16 protein-coding genes and 1 other annotated feature are annotated in these 17,291 nt (G+C 37.0%); of the genes, 11 read left to right on the forward strand and 5 right to left on the reverse strand.

Annotation, left to right across the window (positions count from 1 at the left end; translation table 11 throughout):
* Positions 1 to 32 precede the first annotated feature (32 nt).
* The 4 genes from ACE1MS_RS03235 to ACE1MS_RS03250 all read left to right on the forward strand — a co-directional run bounded on the left by ACE1MS_RS03235 (position 33) and on the right by ACE1MS_RS03250 (position 4,446).
* Entirely contained in the window at positions 33 to 1,196 is a 1,164-nt protein-coding gene (locus ACE1MS_RS03235) for a DUF418 domain-containing protein (RefSeq protein WP_447402701.1), read from the forward strand.
* 127 nt (positions 1,197 to 1,323) lie between these two features.
* Complete coding sequence (locus ACE1MS_RS03240; protein WP_447402702.1) at positions 1,324 to 2,226, forward strand: fumarylacetoacetate hydrolase family protein; 903 nt, start codon at positions 1,324 to 1,326, stop codon at positions 2,224 to 2,226.
* 186 nt (positions 2,227 to 2,412) lie between these two features.
* Positions 2,413 to 2,781, forward strand: a complete 369-nt coding sequence (locus ACE1MS_RS03245; RefSeq protein ID WP_012292941.1) for a YisL family protein — start codon at positions 2,413 to 2,415, stop codon at positions 2,779 to 2,781.
* A gap of 198 nt (positions 2,782 to 2,979) precedes the next feature.
* A complete protein-coding gene (locus ACE1MS_RS03250) occupies positions 2,980 to 4,446 on the forward strand; it encodes an alpha-amylase family glycosyl hydrolase (protein ID WP_031418747.1) in 1,467 nt (488 codons plus the stop codon).
* Between the two features lie 103 nt (positions 4,447 to 4,549).
* Here ACE1MS_RS03250 and ACE1MS_RS03255 read toward each other — a convergent pair whose 3' ends face one another.
* Entirely contained in the window at positions 4,550 to 5,407 is an 858-nt protein-coding gene (locus tag ACE1MS_RS03255; protein WP_447402703.1) for a DegV family protein, read from the reverse strand.
* A gap of 144 nt (positions 5,408 to 5,551) precedes the next feature.
* The gene (locus ACE1MS_RS03260) at positions 5,552 to 6,361 is read right to left on the reverse strand and encodes a Cof-type HAD-IIB family hydrolase (protein WP_031418748.1); all 810 of its coding nucleotides are present in this window, start codon (positions 6,359 to 6,361) and stop codon (positions 5,552 to 5,554) included.
* 121 nt (positions 6,362 to 6,482) lie between these two features.
* Here ACE1MS_RS03260 and ACE1MS_RS03265 point away from each other — a divergent pair, with 121 nt between their 5' ends.
* Positions 6,483 to 7,247, forward strand: a complete 765-nt coding sequence (locus tag ACE1MS_RS03265; RefSeq protein ID WP_031418750.1) for a prolyl oligopeptidase family serine peptidase — start codon at positions 6,483 to 6,485, stop codon at positions 7,245 to 7,247.
* Positions 7,248 to 7,300: 53 nt separating this feature from the next.
* Entirely contained in the window at positions 7,301 to 7,609 is a 309-nt protein-coding gene (locus tag ACE1MS_RS03270; protein WP_025116795.1) for a metal-sulfur cluster assembly factor, read from the forward strand.
* Between the two features lie 59 nt (positions 7,610 to 7,668).
* On the opposite strand, the gene ACE1MS_RS03275 is transcribed toward ACE1MS_RS03270, so the two are convergent.
* On the reverse strand, positions 7,669 to 8,364 hold the full coding sequence (locus ACE1MS_RS03275; RefSeq protein ID WP_012292949.1) for a Crp/Fnr family transcriptional regulator: 696 nt from the start codon (positions 8,362 to 8,364) through the stop codon (positions 7,669 to 7,671).
* Positions 8,365 to 8,625: 261 nt separating this feature from the next.
* On the opposite strand from ACE1MS_RS03275, the gene ACE1MS_RS03280 reads away from it, so the two are divergent.
* Positions 8,626 to 10,752 (forward strand): ATP-dependent Clp protease ATP-binding subunit, encoded by a 2,127-nt coding sequence (locus ACE1MS_RS03280; RefSeq protein ID WP_099805002.1) that lies wholly within the window; start codon positions 8,626 to 8,628, stop codon positions 10,750 to 10,752.
* Positions 10,753 to 10,801: 49 nt separating this feature from the next.
* On the opposite strand, the gene ACE1MS_RS03285 is transcribed toward ACE1MS_RS03280, so the two are convergent.
* Complete coding sequence (locus ACE1MS_RS03285; RefSeq protein WP_025116798.1) at positions 10,802 to 10,996, reverse strand: YjzD family protein; 195 nt, start codon at positions 10,994 to 10,996, stop codon at positions 10,802 to 10,804.
* 398 nt (positions 10,997 to 11,394) lie between these two features.
* Here ACE1MS_RS03285 and ACE1MS_RS03290 point away from each other — a divergent pair, with 398 nt between their 5' ends.
* On the forward strand, positions 11,395 to 12,333 hold the full coding sequence (locus ACE1MS_RS03290) for a beta-ketoacyl-ACP synthase III (protein ID WP_012292951.1): 939 nt from the start codon (positions 11,395 to 11,397) through the stop codon (positions 12,331 to 12,333).
* A gap of 30 nt (positions 12,334 to 12,363) precedes the next feature.
* Positions 12,364 to 13,605 (forward strand): beta-ketoacyl-ACP synthase II, encoded by a 1,242-nt coding sequence (fabF, locus tag ACE1MS_RS03295; RefSeq protein WP_031418753.1) that lies wholly within the window; start codon positions 12,364 to 12,366, stop codon positions 13,603 to 13,605.
* 337 nt (positions 13,606 to 13,942) lie between these two features.
* Here fabF and trpS read toward each other — a convergent pair whose 3' ends face one another.
* Positions 13,943 to 14,932 (reverse strand): tryptophan--tRNA ligase, encoded by a 990-nt coding sequence (gene trpS, locus ACE1MS_RS03300; RefSeq protein WP_012292953.1) that lies wholly within the window; start codon positions 14,930 to 14,932, stop codon positions 13,943 to 13,945.
* A 61-nt stretch (positions 14,933 to 14,993) separates the two neighbouring features.
* Positions 14,994 to 15,219: a binding site (T-box leader), on the reverse strand.
* A gap of 487 nt (positions 15,220 to 15,706) precedes the next feature.
* Between trpS and spxA the strand changes: the two genes are divergently transcribed.
* Together spxA and mecA are read left to right on the forward strand one after the other, a co-directional pair.
* Positions 15,707 to 16,102 carry a transcriptional regulator SpxA gene (gene spxA / locus ACE1MS_RS03305; protein WP_025116803.1) on the forward strand — a complete coding sequence of 132 codons (396 nt, stop codon included), beginning with the start codon at positions 15,707 to 15,709 and terminating at the stop codon, positions 16,100 to 16,102.
* A 435-nt stretch (positions 16,103 to 16,537) separates the two neighbouring features.
* Entirely contained in the window at positions 16,538 to 17,206 is a 669-nt protein-coding gene (mecA, locus tag ACE1MS_RS03310) for an adaptor protein MecA (RefSeq protein ID WP_008181512.1), read from the forward strand.
* Positions 17,207 to 17,291: the final 85 nt, after the last annotated feature.

Here is a 17,291-nt window from a genome sequence, read left to right on the forward strand (position 1 = left end):
ACCATAGCTGCTATTTAAGAGGGGGCTATTTTGTGGAGTTTAAACCGACAATGTTGCAGGATCGACTGGCAACATTAGATATTTTACGAGGTATTAGTTTATTAGGTATTTTACTCGTAAATATGTATGCATTTTATTTGCCAATGCCGCATATTGATTTGGCATCTTGGTTTACAACACCATCCGATATCGTTTGGCAGAAAAATTTAGATATTTATGTACAAGGTAGCTTTTATCCACTATTTGCGATGCTATTCGGTTATGGGCTTGCCATGCAGTGGCAAAAAGCACAAAGTCGTGAGCAAAATTTCTATACGCTAGGATTACGAAGACTTTCTGTATTATTTGCCTTTGGTTTCATACATGCCGTACTCATATGGTGGGGCGATATTTTAATGGTGTACGCCTTTTGTGGGGTATTTTTAGTGCTTTTACTACGTTTAAGCCCTATTTGGTTATTGATTAGTGCAATTATCATGAATGGTTTGATGCAAGTTTTTATGTTATTTGTTTTAGGGATTATGGAGTTTAATACGAAGGTGGATGACTATTTAGATATTGTATCTGTTGAGAAGGCGATTACGGCTTATGGGACTGGAAACTGGCTAGATGCCTTTATGCAACGCTTAACAGACTTATCGATGCAAGCAAGTATAGGGATGTGGTTTGCCGCATTGTTTACTATTTTACCATATATGTTAATAGGCGCAGCTGCATCAAAATGGCGTCTAGTAGAGCGAGCAAAAGAATTAAAATGGCTGTGGCTAGCACTTGCCCTTGCCGGATTGATTATCGGCATAACAATCAAAAGTTTGCCTATTATGCTTACACGGACATATTTATTAGATTATTTAAAGGTATACATAGGTGGCCCTATCCTTTCTGTGGGATATATCGCGGTCATAGTGCTACTTTGCCTGCTGTCAATTGTACCTAAGCTACTTAGTCCTTTTGGCAAAATTGGAAGAATGTCGTTAACGATGTATATATTGCAATCCATAATCGGCACGTGTTTATTCTATCAATTTGGCTTTGGTTGGTATGGGAAAGTAAGTGTAGAAACAGGTGTATTCATTGCCTTTGGAATAATTGTTGTACAAATGATCATAGCCGAAATTTGGTTATCAAAATGGAAGCAAGGTCCGTTAGAGGCTTTATGGCGCAAATTAACGTATAAGGAAAAAGGAAAAATATGATAATATATTCCGCTTCACATGCATAATTTATGAAGATATAACAACTTATAAAATTATTGTCGCAAAAGTGAGGCAATTTCTATCATATTGTTGTATCATGTAGAAAAAAGAAGGAGCTCTTTCAATCATGAAAATTTTATCATTCAAATTAGGTGGACATGTAAGCTTTGGACCAAAAGTAAAAAAAGAAGAAGCGGTATGGGATGTACTCGCTATTCAAAATGAACTTCAAGTTCTCCCTTCTTTTTCAAGTTCAATTGTAGATGGCATTGCTTTAGGCTTTGATTTTGTTGAACAGATTCGTAAATTAGTAGAAGCAGCTGAAAAATCAGATCGTGCTAATAGTTTTAAACGTGAATTTACAGAAATCGAGTGGCTTTCACCAATCCCACGTACACCTAAAAATATTATGTGTATAGGTAAAAATTATAATGAACATGCCAAAGAAATGGGTGCAGAGGCAGCACCAACGGAATTAATGGTATTTACAAAATCACCAACGGCTATTGCAGCAGATGGACAAACGCTTTCCATCCATGCGGACCTTTCATCTAAATTGGATTATGAAGGGGAGCTTGCTATCGTTATTGGAAAACGTGGTAAAAACATTCCGAAAAACTTAGCATATGATTATGTTTTTGGTTATACAATTGCCAATGATATAACAGCTCGTGATTTACAAGAGAAGCATAAACAGTTCTTCTTAGGTAAAAGCTTGGAGGGCACTTGTCCGCTTGGACCATACCTTGTAACAAAGGATGAAATTCCGAATCCTCAGGACTTAACAGTAGTCACAAAAGTAAACGATGAAGTACGCCAAAACGGCTCGACGAAGGACATGATGTTCTCAGTTGAAACTTTAGTATCTATCCTATCTGAGCATGTAACACTAGAGCCAGGCGATGTTATTTTAACAGGTACACCAGCAGGAGTTGGTAAAGGCATGAACCCGCCACAATTCTTAAAAGCTGGAGATACAGTAAAAGTATCTATTCAAGGCATCGGTACTTTAGTCAACCATTTTGAATAATAAAAGGGAATCCGTGTGAGTCTTTACTCCGCGGATTTTTTTATTACTCCCTGTGTAAGTTGCTTTCTAGGGAGTTTCTAAGTCGCAAATAGTGTAAATTATGTGAACACTATTGTAATGTTTGAAACCCTTTCCATCGCATGGTAGGATAGAGTTTGATAGAAAAATGAATGAGGTGGGACAAACATGGGTTTTTTAACTAGCCAAACGCATTTGCATATTACTACGTGGGTAGTAGCTATTGTTATCTTTTTAATCGCTGCGCTAATGGGCAAGCAATCAAAAGGCTTACATATGACATTGCGTCTATTCTATGTACTAATTATCATTACAGGTGGGGCATTATTCATTGAAGGCATGAATTACAACATGGGCATGCTTTACGGCTTTAAATTCATAGGTGGTATTCTAGTAATTGGTATGATGGAAATGGTATTAGTACGCCAAAAGAAAAATAAACCAACTGGCATGTTCTGGATTTTATTTGCAGTATTCTTATTGATTACATTGTTCCTAGGCTTCAAGCTACCAATGGGTCAAAATTTCTTAGCATAATATTTGGTGAAAGTCGTGAAGTATGTGCTTCGCGGCTTTTATTTTTTTTAAGCAGATAGCATACTGAAATGGAAGTGAACGGACACCTTTTTGCCGTAATTCGTTCCGCATTTTCGTAAAATCTTTTGAAATGATAGCGACGTGACAGTGTTATTTGGTAAAATGACGATGGATTGGTTTGAAAGAGAGGGAATAACAGTGAAATTCAAGAAGTGGATAAGTGCGACAGCTGCATCACTTTTACTAGCTACTACATTTGTAAGTACTACACCTGTTGCGCATGCGGATGCAAAAGCGACAACATCGATTGCAGAAGAGAGCATCTATGATTTACTCGTTGACCGTTTCTTTAATGGCTCGGGCACAAACGATTTTGATACAAATACGCAAGACCCTTCGAAATTTGCAGGGGGGGATTTTACAGGTCTACAAGATAAATTAAAATTTATCGGTGAAATGGGTTATACAATTGTTTCCATTGGACCTATTTACTCTACAGAAAAATATGATGGATCTATGCCAACAAGCTATTCTACGATTGAACGCCATTTTGGGACTACAGAAGAATTCCAAAGTGTTGTAGAGGCCTATAAAGCTAAAAACATGTCTATCATGGTGGATTTCCCACTCAGTGATGTAAGTCCTAATCATGAATGGGGAAAGGATGCTGCCAAAGCAGACTGGATTGCTTCTACGAATAATGGGCAAATTCAGTGGGATTTATCGAATAAAGACGTGCAAGAAGCGCTTATTCAATCAGCCATAGATTTTGTTTCTACATATGATATTGGTGGGATTCGATTAACCCATATTTCAGATGCTGATACGGATTTTATAAATAACATGATAGCTGCATTAAAAGATACTAAAGCCTCTCTTTATGTCATAACAAATGAAGCGAGCGATGCTGATTTTGATGCAACCTTCTCAACGGAGACAGCAGAAATTTATCGTAATATCTTTAAGAATGTTGATATGGACTCGTCTAAATTAACAGAGCCATTTTCAGGAGAAAAACCGACGCAAATTATGGTAGATTCTCTAGAAACCCACCGTTTTACATTCGATTCTGCGAATGAAAATATGTTCCCGCCTACACGTTTAAAAATGGCTATGGGTGCTTTATTTATGATGCCAGGAACTCCAGTTGTCCAATATGGTACAGAAATTGCGATGAACGGGGAAGCTAAACCTGATACACATCAACTTTATAACTTTAAAACAGATGAAGAATTAATTGATTATATAAAAAATGTTCAAACCTTACGAAATCAGTCTGCCACTCTACGTAATGGTGATTTTAAAGTCATTACAAATGAAAATGGTCTACTTGTCTTTACACGTACTTCGGATGAAGAACAATGGGTAATTATGGTTAATAATACGAGCAAAACACAACGCGTGGACTTAACACCTGAACAACTGGGTGAAGGGAAAATGCTAAACGGGATTTTACATGAGGAAAAAGTTCGTATAAATGAAAAGCAAGTTTATCCAGTTATTTTAGACAGAGAAATGGTAGAGATTTATCAGGTTCGAAATGATGAGGGATTAAACGTGCCGTATATGGTTGCTCTTGGCTTAGTTTGGGTCATCTTTATTGGCTTTGTTGTCATCATCATTAGACGAGGAAAAGTTCGTCGTCAAGAACAAGACGCTTCTTAATAATTTCACAAAGAAAATAGCATGCTAGGAGTCGTCCTAACATGCTATTTTTGTTTTCATTCAGTGAAGTTCAAACAGCTCGGCAATGCCAATCATTCATGGCTTAGCCTTGATAGCTCTTATTCGTGAAGAAGATTGCGATAGTGCCCGGCCCCACATGTGAACCGATCGCTGAGCCAATCATTGTAATTTGAACCGACTGTGGAGAAAAACGCTCCTGAATGGATGCCTTTGCTTCATTGGCAAAGGCCACATCATCACTATGACTAATACCAACAATTTTATTCGTAAAGCTACCTCCACGCTCCTGCATTAAATCCAGCATACGATTAAGTGCTTTTTTACGACCACGTGATTTTTCTATCGGTACAAGCTTGCCATCTTCTACATTTAAAATAGGTTTAATACTTAGAAGACCACCTAAAAAGGCACTAGCCTTTGAGACACGCCCACCCTTAGCGAGGTAGTCCAAATCTTCAACTGTAAATAAATGCTCCATCTGAGGAGCGAAAGCGCTAATTCTAGTCGCTACATCTTCAAAGGAGGTTCCTAAATTTCTAAGTCGAACAGCTTCTTCTACAACAAGTCCATGTCCTAGTGATGCACATTTAGAGTCAATAATGACTAACTTCAATGAAGGATATTGTTCTAATACTTGATTCCGAATCATTTGAGCAGTACTATATGTGCCGGATAATTCTGAAGAAAAGGCAATATAGATACCTTCCTCCTCTTTTTTGGCTAAATCTTCAAAGTGCTTCAAGAAAAGCTCTGGCGATACTTGAGATGTTTTTGGTTGGGAACCTTGACGGATTCCATCATAAACCTCTTTGGAATCAATGGAAATGACATCTTCATATTCTTTGTTGTTCAATTGCACTCGTAAAGGGAGTAGCACGACATCATTTTCTTCATAGTAAGACTTTGGTAAATCACATCCACTATCCGTAAAAATCTTCATTCTCTTGTCCCCCTAATTTCAACTTACTTTTTAAAGCCTGTTTAGCTTTATTCAGTCGGTACTCACTTAAGTCAACCGGAAGGGGTACCACTGAATAAAGTTAAACTGGTAAAAATGGTATAGTAACTTGAAGTTACTACTTAACTATGATAATTTCAAGCGTTCGATGAGTATTTTTGCAATCCCATCCTCATTATTTGTCGTAGTTATTTCATTGGCAATATTTTTAAGGCTTGATATACCATTCCCCATCGCTACGCCAATTCCAGCATATTCAATCATCTCTAAATCATTGTCTTCATCACCAAATGCAATAATGCGTTCACGCGGAATACCTAAATCCTTTGCTACGTGTGCAATGCCTACTGCTTTATTTAAGCCACGGCGAACAATTTCTATAATATGAAGCGGTGCTCCCCAACGACGGTGTTCAATAACTTCAGCGTGTACAGCCTGTAAATGGTCACGAATAATGACAGAATTGGCTTCATTTGCCTGTATCAGTAAACTTGTAGGATTATCTAAGAGATGTGTGTATAAATCCCCAAGTGTAATTTTGGGATTACCCATATTAAAAATATTTAAGATGCGATCATCCTCTGTGTGTACATAAATATCATCTTTTACCTCAGCAATAATATTTTCATACTCATAACTATTAATGGAATGAACGACATCATGGACAACACTTAAATCAATGGGAGTGTGCATATGCTGCCAAGAGGCATTTTTAGGGTGATGCACATAAGCTCCATTAAAATTGACTATTGGTGTTGTAAGCCCAAGCTCATGATAATAAATATCACTAGCACGATATGGACGGCCAGTTGCAATCATCACTTGATGCCCCTGTTCCTTAGCCTGCAATAATGATTTTTTTGTTTTTGAGGAAATTTGTTGTTGGTCTGTTAATAAAGTACCATCTAAATCTAACACGATTAAATGCGGTTTCATAGCTCGTTGCCCCTTTCCTATAGTTTGAATAGTATCTCTTTGTCTTTCATTCGTCAAAATTTTGTCACAGTGAAAAAAGTTTGCTAACATAAAGATGAGACAAGAGTTGGGAGTGACAAGAATGTTTGTAGAAAAAGAAATGTGGGGAAATATTCCTTTATTACATATACATTCAGACAATATGAATGAAGAAACACCGGTAGTGATCTTTTTACACGGCTTTATGAGTGCAAAAGAACATAACTTACACTATGCATATCAATTGGTGCATAAAGGGGTGCGTGTCCTATTACCAGATGCAAAATTTCATGGTGATCGTAACGAAGGCCTAACAGAGATGCAAATGAACTTGAAATTTTGGGACATTGTTATAAATTCTATTCATGAAGTGGAACAATTATATAATGAATTAAAGAATAAAAATTTATTAGCTAATCATAAAGTTGGCCTAGCAGGTACGTCCATGGGTGGTATTGTGACATCAGGCTGCCTTAAGCTTTATGATTGGATTCAAACGGCTGCAATATGTATGGGTGCGCCTGGTTTTATAAAGTTGGGTGAATACCAATTACAGCAATTCATAAAAAGTGGTGTCAATTGGCCCATGACAGAGAATGATGTTCAAAAAATTAATGAGGTCCTAGCTAACTATGATGTTAGTCTAACTCCTGAAAAATTTGCGGGACGCCCGATATTCTTTTGGCACGGTGAATTAGATAAAACCGTCCCTTTCCATGAAACATATAAATTTTATGAAACATTACGGGAATACTATCAAGCAAACCCTGAAAATTTAACATTCATGGTGAATAAAAAGGCTGGACATGTTGTACCACGTGATGGAATGTTGGCAGCAACAGAGTGGCTTGCAGAGCATTTGGCATAATATGATGCATCTGCTATGATAAGGTTAACACTATGATGGAAGGAGAAATGGGAATGGATCAGGATATGAAAGATAGCATGTTAGGTGCATTAGAAAATGTAATTGACCCTGAGCTTGGAATTGATATCGTCAACTTAGGTTTAGTATATGATGTAGATTTAGATGATGAAGGTGTAGCAACGGTTACAATGACGTTAACATCGATGGGCTGTCCACTTGGCCCAGTGATTGTGGATCAAGTGAATACAGCATTAAACGAGCTTCCAGAAGTGAAAAGTACAAATGTAAATATTGTATGGAATCCACCTTGGTCAAAAGACAAAATGTCACGCTATGCCAAAATGGCATTGGGTGTACGCTAATAGTGTCTATTAAAAATCCCTGCTTATTTTTAATAAGCAGGGATTTAGCATGTAACGAATTAATCGATACGGCATACTTGTAATGGACAATTTTCGCAGGCAATCTCATTTTTTAAAAATTGTAAATCATGAATAGTAATAAAGCCTTTGTCAAAAGTCAAAATGTCATGTTTTTTTAAATCATTCAACATGCGATTAATCATTTCACGACTAGTAGCACACAAATTTGCAATTTCCGTATTTGTTAGTTGAAACTCAATAAAAATGGAACCATCCTCTAAAAGCTTACCATACGTATTAGATAGACGAATGAGCGTTGAAAACAAGGCACCCTTTTTTCCGTTTAACACTAAATCACGCAAACGACTCTGATGCTTTAAATTTTCTGTTTGTAGCCACTTCATATATTCCACCATAATCGTAGGCTGTTCTTCCAGTAAATGTTCTAATGACTGCCGACTTAAAACATATAGCGTAGCAGATTCTAAAACTTTTGCAGTCATGGAATTATAGACAAGGTTACAAAATAATGAACCCTCTCCAATGATACTATCAGGACCACATATTCGAATCGTCAATTCCTTCCCAGTTTCGGTTTCTTGACTAATCGATACAACACCCGACTTAATATAGTAAATTTCCTTTGACCGTTCACCTTCTAGAAAAATTTTATTCCCTTTATTTACTTTGATAAAAACACCATGCTTTTGAAAAAGGTCCATAATTTTTTCTAACATATTATCCTTTGAAACCATATCTCCAACACATCGCTTTCTTTTTGTAATAAATGGCGATTATTACAAAAGGACAGTGGATTTTTCGATACTTAAACATAGAAACATACCATTATTATAACGTAAATGTTTATTTATAAGTGTAAAAATTTAGTGCTATTTCTTTGCATAAGAATTGTCGAGTGATGTAAAATAAAGTTAGTCAAATAAGGTCAAACTTTTAAAAAGAACCAGAATGGGTATAAAGATTATGCGAAATAGTAAAGTAAAGGAGTGCTAATTATGCAATTTCAACAAACTGATAATCAAAAGCCATTAGAGCAATTTGGACGTAACTTAATAGAAGAAGTTAAAAATGGCAAAATGGACCCCGTTATTGGGCGCGATGAGGAAATTCGAAATGTCATTCGTATATTAACGCGTAAAACAAAAAATAATCCTGTATTAATTGGTGAGCCAGGAGTTGGTAAAACAGCGATTGCAGAAGGTTTGGCTCAACGTATTGTGAAGGGTGATGTACCAGAGGGCTTGAAAGAGTGCGTGCTATACGAGCTGGATATGAGTGCTTTAATAGCAGGTGCAAGCTACCGTGGCCAATTCGAAGAGCGTTTAAAAGGCGTATTAAAAGAAGTTAAAGATTCAGAAGGGCAAATCATTTTATTTATTGATGAAATTCATACAATTGTAGGCGCAGGCAAAACGGATGGTGCTATGGATGCAGGAAATATGTTAAAGCCCATGCTTGCTCGAGGCGAATTACACTGTATCGGTGCGACTACATTAGATGAATATCGTCTGTATATTGAAAAAGACCCTGCCTTAGAACGCCGGTTCCAACAAGTTCTTGTACGTGAGCCTTCTATTGAGGATACTGTGTCTATTTTACGAGGCTTAAAAGAACGCTTTGAATTACATCATGCAGTACGTATTCATGACCGCGCGATTGTGGCTGCAGCAGAGCTCTCCAATCGTTATATTACAGAGCGATTTTTACCAGATAAAGCGATTGATTTAATTGATGAGGCATGTGCAATGATTCGTACTGAAATTGATTCAATGCCACAGGAACTAGATGCAGTGACTCGTCGTATTATGCAACTAGAGATTGAAGAACAAGCGTTACGGAAGGAAAAGGACGAAGCAAGTAAAAAACGTCTTGAGCAATTACGAGAAGAATTGACAAAGTTGAAAGAGTCTTCTGAGGGGATGAGGCAGCAATGGGAAGCAGAAAAGGAAAAACTACATGAAATTCAGAAAAAACGGGAGACATTAGATAAATACCGTCGTGATTTAGAGGAGGCGGAAAGTAAATATGATTTAAATAAAGCTGCTGAATTACGTCATGGTAAAATTCCAACACTTGAAAAAGACATTCAGGAACTCGAAAAAGAATTAGAAAGCGGCGCAGAGTCTCGTATTTTACGTGAAGAAGTGACAGCTGACGAAATCGCCGCAATTGTTTCTCGCTGGACGGGTATTCCTGTGACAAAACTAGTGGAGGGCGAGCGAGAAAAACTATTGCGTTTAAAGGAAACCTTACATGAACGTGTAGTTGGTCAAGATACAGCTGTTCAATTAGTAACAGAGGCTGTATGGCGTGCTCGTGCAGGCATTAAAGATCCGCATCGTCCAATTGGTAGTTTTTTATTCTTAGGTCCAACAGGTGTTGGTAAAACAGAGCTTGCTAAGGCCCTAGCTGCTCAATTATTTGATTCAGAAGATCATTTCATTCGAATTGATATGAGCGAATATATGGAGAAGCATAGCGTGTCTCGATTAGTTGGAGCTCCTCCGGGTTATATTGGTTATGAAGAAGGAGGTCAACTCACAGAGGCTGTGCGTCGTAACCCTTATTCTGTTGTTTTACTAGATGAAATTGAAAAAGCACATCCCGATGTGGCTAATATTTTATTGCAAATTTTAGACGACGGCCGAATTACAGATAGTCAAGGACGTATGGTCAATTTTACAAATACAGTAGTGATTCTAACATCGAATATCGGCTCTAGTTATTTAATGGAGGCAAAAGATGACGATCCAGCTGTTGAAGACTTGGTTATGGCTGCTCTCAGACAGCATTTTAAACCAGAGTTATTAAACCGTATGGATGACATTATCTTGTTCCATGCGTTATCAAATAAACATTTTACAGCTATTGCTTGGAAGTATGTGGAGCAGTTAAGGAAACGAGTGGCAGAACAAGAAATTACATTAGCTATTGACCAAGAAGTTATCGATTGGGTTGTCCAACAAGGAGCAGATGCCCAATTTGGTGCAAGACCACTAAAGCGCTTCGTACAAAGACATATCGAAACAGCTGTGGCTAAGGAACTACTACGGGGTGAGGTATTGCCTGGAGAAACATTGCATGTAAAAATGCATGATGGCCATTGTATAGTGGAAAAATAACAGAAAAAACCTGTTTCGCATAATGCGGAACAGGTTTTTTCTAGCTGAATTAATGATGGTCTGCAGCTTCTGGTGTAGGATCGTTTGGAATAATTGCTCCAATAATAAAAATTAAGATGGAGAATACAACTGAAACGATTGCCCCTGTCTTAAAATCAAATGGTGCACCAAGTACAGAGCTGACTACATAGTTTAACATAGAAACTAGTAGGAATGACCATACGAACGTTACGATATATTGCATTAATTTCACCTCAACCGAACTTTTTTCATCATAAGTTTTTACTCATATTCATTATCATATCATAACATAAATCGAAAAAAAATGAATCTTTTATGTGAAACATGGCGAATTTGTCACAACAAATACAAGGTTTTGCATTTAATAATTATCTTGGTTTTGTGAGGGCATTTATTTTGTTAAAGGTTGTTTACAAAAAAAATAGAACCGCTATAGACTTCATACCATATGAGAGAAGTAATAAGAATACCTTCTAAAGCTGAAAGCTCCCTTTCGATAATAAAGAAATGCCGTGCTCTCAACACATTAATTTTAAATCAACTTGCGTCTGTCCTTTACTATGCGTTATAATTATGACCAGTTACTAATAATTGATAGTAAGAAAGCTGAGGGGTTGCTATATGAACGCTGGTATTTTAGGAATAGGCAAATACGTTCCTGAGAAAGTCGTGACAAATTTTGATTTAGAAAAAATAATGGATACTTCGGATGAGTGGATTCGTACGCGAACAGGCATTGAAGAACGTCATTTTGCGGCAGATGATCAGGAAACTTCAGATTTAGCAGTAGCCGCTGCTAAAGAAGCTATTAAAAAAGCGGGTATTACGCCTGAAGAAATTGGATTAATACTTGTAGCAACTGTCACACAAGATCAAACTTTCCCAAGTGTAGCATGTATGGTTCAGGAACAACTCGGAGCAGTAAATGCTGCGGCGATGGATCAAGCAGCAGCATGTGCAGGATTTATATATAGTTTAGTGACAGCTAAACATTTTGTAGAGGCAAACACTTATAAATATGTCTTAGTAGTAGGTGTTGAAAAGCTGTCAAAGGTTATTGATTGGAACGATCGAAATACAGCTGTATTATTCGGTGATGGCGCGAGCGCAGCCGTTGTAGGTCCAGTTTCTAATGGCAGAGGTATTTTATCATTCGAGCTTGGTGCAGATGGCACGGGCGGTAAAAATCTTTATTTAACAAAACAAGACACAATTGCCATGAATGGTCGTGAAGTGTTTAAATTTGCTGTGCGTCAAATGGGTGAATCAGCTGTCAATGTAATAGATAAAGCAGGATTAACAAAAGAAGACGTAGATTTTTTAGTGCCACACCAAGCAAATATACGGATTATGGAATCAGCTCGTGAGCGATTAGAGCTACCACCAGAAAAAATGTCAAAAACGATTCATAAATACGGAAATACTTCTGCAGCTTCGATTGGTATTTCCTTGGTAGATGAGCTTGAAGCAGGTAAAATTAAAGAGGATGATTTATTAGTCCTTGTTGGTTTTGGAGGCGGCTTAACATGGGGTGCCGTTGCCATGAGATGGGGAAAATAAGTAGGAAAAATGCTTGAGGGGAGTAAGACAATGAGTAAAAGACGAGTAGTAATTACAGGAATTGGCGCAGTTACACCACTAGGAAATAGCATCGAAGAAACATGGGCGAACATTAAAGCTGGTAAATCTGGCATTGGTGAGCTAACACGTTTAAATAAAGATCTTTTTGCAGCGAAAATTGCAGCAGAAGTGAAAGAATTTGATATTGAAAAATATATTGATCGTAAAGAAGCTCGAAAGATGGACCGCTTTACACATTATGCATTAGCTGCTTCAATCATGGCTATGGAAGATGCACAGCTAACAATTGATGAGGAGCTAGCTCCACGTGCTGGTGTTTGGATTGGTTCAGGCATTGGTGGAATGGAAACTTATGAGCAACAGTTTTTAACATTCCAAGAGCGCGGGGCAAGACGAGTTAGCCCATTCTTCATTCCAATGATGATTCCAGATATGGCTTCAGGTCAAGTGTCGATTCATTTTGGCGCAAAAGGTATTAACTCTTGTTCTGTAACAGCATGTGCTTCTGGAACAAATTCAATTGGAGATGCTTTTAAAGTCATTGAACGTGGAGATGCAGATGTCATGATTTCAGGTGGTGCGGAATCACCAATCGTAACGATGGCTGTGGCAGGTTTCTGTGCCAATACTGCACTATCTTTAAATCAAAATCCGCAAGAAGCATGCCGTCCATTTGATAAAAACCGTGATGGATTTATTATTGGAGAAGGCGCTGGTATTGTCATTTTAGAAGAATACGAACATGCAAAAGCTCGTGGCGCTAAAATTTATGCCGAAATTCTAGGCTATGGTGCAACGGGAGATGCTCATCATATTACTGCTCCAGCTCCAGAGGGTGAAGGTGCGGCACGTGCAATGATGCAAGCATTGACAGATGCTGGTGTAGAGCCATCACAAGTTGATTATATTAATGCACACGGCACGAGTACACCATATAATGACTTATTCGAAACGCAAGCGGTTAAAACTGCTTTCGGTGACCATGCTTATAACCTAGCTATGAGTTCTACAAAGTCTATGACAGGACACTTATTAGGGGCAGCAGGGGGCGTAGAAGCTATTTTTACTGCTCTTGCACTTAAAGAAGGTATATTACCACCAACAATTAATTTAACAGATCCAGATCCAGATTGTGATTTAGATTATGTTCCAAATGAAGCGAGAGAAGCAAATATTCAATATGCAATGAGTAATTCTCTTGGTTTTGGTGGTCACAATGCAAGTCTTCTATTTAAAAAATATGAAGCATAAATAGTACAACTAAACTCAAAAAACGTCAGCCAAATTTAATTGGCTGACGTCTTTTTTTATAGTTTTGTGAATAAATGATAAGTAAGAAGAAATAGAAAGGATGCCGTTACTTTGTTCCGTCTCTTTTTATTTTTAGTAAGCTATGGTCTCATGATCCTCTCTGTAGGGAATCTCATATTGTATTTAAATTACCGTACGCTAGGCTATTCTTGGAAAGTTGTATTTAAATTTATTTTTCAAACAACAGAATTTTATATGGCGGTTGGAGCATGTATCATCATATGCGCTGTCGTTCTTGATATAGGCTTTGATCGAACGTCAGATAGACTATAAATGATTAGCGACGTGCACGACCGAGACCCATTGCCTCTTCCATACGTTTTAATGTGGCACTGGCAATTGCATTTGCTTTTTCAGCACCTTCATCAAGGATGACGTCTAATTCAGAGGATTCTACTAAATGATAGAACTTTTCTTGAATTGGCGTTAGGTGGTCAATTACTGCAGTAGCTACGCCTTGCTTGAAGCCGCCATAACCAATGCCTTCATATTTTTTTACTAAGTCAGCAATAGATATACCTGAAATAGCCGATTCAATTGTTAATAAGTTTGAAACGCCTGGTTTATTTTCAACATCAAATGCTACGATACCGTCAGAATCAGTAACAGCTGATTTTATTTTTTTCTCAATATCCTTAGCCGTATCTAGCAACCTAATTGTCGCCTTTGTATTTGGATCAGATTTGCTCATTTTCTTTGTTGGTTCTTGTAGGGATTTTATACGAGCACCAGCTTTTGGTAATTGAATCTCTGGAATTGTTAAAACGTTGCCATAACGTTTATTAAAGCGTTCTGCCAGATCACGCGTTAACTCGATATGTTGTTTCTGATCATCACCAACTGGGACAATATTTGTGTTGTAAAGTAGAATGTCTGCAGCCATCAATGGTGGATATGTTAAAAGGGCAGCAGAGACGCTTTCTTTACCATGAGATTTATCTTTAAATTGTGTCATACGTTCAAGCTCTCCGATAGATGCAACACATTGTAACATCCATCCTGCCTGAGCATGTGCAGGCACCTCTGATTGAATAAATAATGTAGATTTTTTAGGATCGATGCCAGTCGCAATATAAGTAGCAGCTAGTTTACGAATGCTTTCTCGTAATTCTTTTGGATCTTGAGCGACTGTAATAGCATGTTGATCGACGATGCAATAAATAGCATCCCCTTCATCTTGAAGGGCAGGGAATTGCTTGAAGGCTCCTAAATAGTTACCTAAAGTTACAATTCCTGTAGGCTGAACACCTGAAAAGATTGTTGTCATGAAAATTTCCTCCTCGAATTCAAATAAAAAACATCACGCGTCCTCATTAGACTTTTTCTAATGAAGGGACGAATGATGTTTGAATCCGCGGTACCACCCAGCTTGCCTTAACGGCCACTCAGCTTCGTAACGTGAAGGGACGAGCTTTGCTAGTAGTTTACATACCTAAAACGTTCACAAAGCTAACTCGGAAGTCCATTCCATATGCCCCACGATCTGTTTTCACCAGCCACAGACTCTCTAAACGTGTACGTAGCATATGTACTACTCTTCGTCAGCGTTTTTCTCAATTTAAGTTCAAATTGATTTTATTGCATTGAATTATAGTATAAAGATTTCATTGTGTAAAGTCAGACTTTTGGCGGTGTTTTTTTTTGAGAAAAAATTATATGCTTTTTTTGTTGTGTAATTTTGTTATAAAATTAAACTTTTTTATTAAAATTAACTTGTGGTGTACACGTCAAATTGACAATTTTCTCGTTTACTTTAGTTAAATGAGAACAGCTGAGAGTCATAAAAAGATGTTTAAAATGCATGTAAAGTGGGAATAGTAGTAGTAGTTCGGAATGTTGTGAAAAAAGTATATACATTTAAAAGGTATATAAAAAGACAGAAAATTTAGCGAGACACCCATTCTTTTTTTTATTGGAACTATATTCAAAAACAGCAGAGTACTGTATAATGGTACTGTGTATTTTACATTACATTAATTCTAATTTAACACACTGGTTTATAGATATGATTACAAAATGAAAGGATGTGTCAGAAGGAATGATCGTAACTCTATTTACATCACCAAGTTGTACCTCTTGCCGTAAAGCGAAAGCATGGCTTGAGGAGCACGAAATTCCCTATACAGAACGTAATATATTTTCTGAACCACTAAGTATTAGTGAAATTAAAAAAATCTTACGTATGACGGAAGACGGCACAGATGAAATTATTTCTACGCGTTCGAAAATATTCCAAAAATTAAATGTAGATGTGGAAAGTTTACCTTTACAACGTTTATATGAATTAATTCAGGAATATCCTGGTTTATTGCGCCGACCAATTATTCTAGATGAAAAACGTCTACAAGTTGGCTATAACGAAGATGAAATTCGCCGTTTTTTACCTCGAAAAGTTCGAGCATATCAGTTGCAAGAAGCACAAAGAATGGTGAATTAATTTTATCTATTCTGAATAAAATAAGTAGTAGATGTTACAGCTGTGAGATGCATATTGTGACATCTATTTTTTTATGTTTTACTTATGTAAAACCTTCTATATAAAGTATAATAATTAATAGTGGAAAGTCATATATTTCCGTTAAAGTATGTTAAACTTGATTTAAGTTAAATAGTTTACTACAATTTCAATAATTCAAATATCTTCTGTGAAACGGTGTATATCCTTTTCATTTTATGACAGAACAGCATACAATAGTGTTAGAGACAACTGTGAATAAAAAATTTTAATGTTTGCAGTTCCTCGTGTGGTTTTACTGGTGTGGTCAAAGGTTGAAAAACAAATGCAGTATGAAGGTTAAAAAAAAAGAATAAAAGCATACTAATGAAACAAAACTGTTTTTCGACATATGACAGTGAAGGGAGATGAGGTCTAGTGGACATCGAACGTGTAAATGAAAATACACTTAAGCTCTTTATTACGTACAATGATATAGAGGATCGCGGCTATAGTCGTGAAGAAATCTGGTACAATCGAGCAAAGGGTGAACAGCTTTTTTGGGATATGATTGATGAAGTAAATACGGAGGATTATTTTGATGTAGAAGGTCCGATTTGGATTCATATCAATGCATCTGAAGTAGGCTTAGAAATCATTGTCACACGTGCACATATCTTAAAAGACGGTGAAACATTAGATGGTCATTCGAATTTTGATGAACACAAAGAGATGTTTGCACCATTCGATGAAGTTGGGGATGATCTTCTTAGCCAACTAACTCAATTTGGTGACATGGATGAATCAGAATTATTTATGGATACAGACATTTATGTATATAAATTTAAAGATATTGATGAGTTAATCCCTGTTGCAAAGCGAATGACAGACGAATTAGTGGATTCCTCATTATTTAAATATGAAAATTGGTACTATTTAGTGGTTGATTTTGGTAATGCAGATGAAGAGTTAAACCGTCACGATCGAAATGCAGTCATCAAAGAATTTTTAACGCCATCTAATTTTACGATTCATCGTTTAGAGGAGTACGGCGAAAAAATTATGGAATTTAATTGCTTTGAGACAGTTCGAAAATACTTTGCTTAAGCATTTGTTTACTTGATTTTTTAGACTGTAGTGAGACTCGGTAAATTTATCGAGATTCACTACAGTTTTTTTATACGAAATGTTC

The sequence above is a fragment of the Lysinibacillus sp. fkY74-1 genome (genome assembly GCF_053165895.1).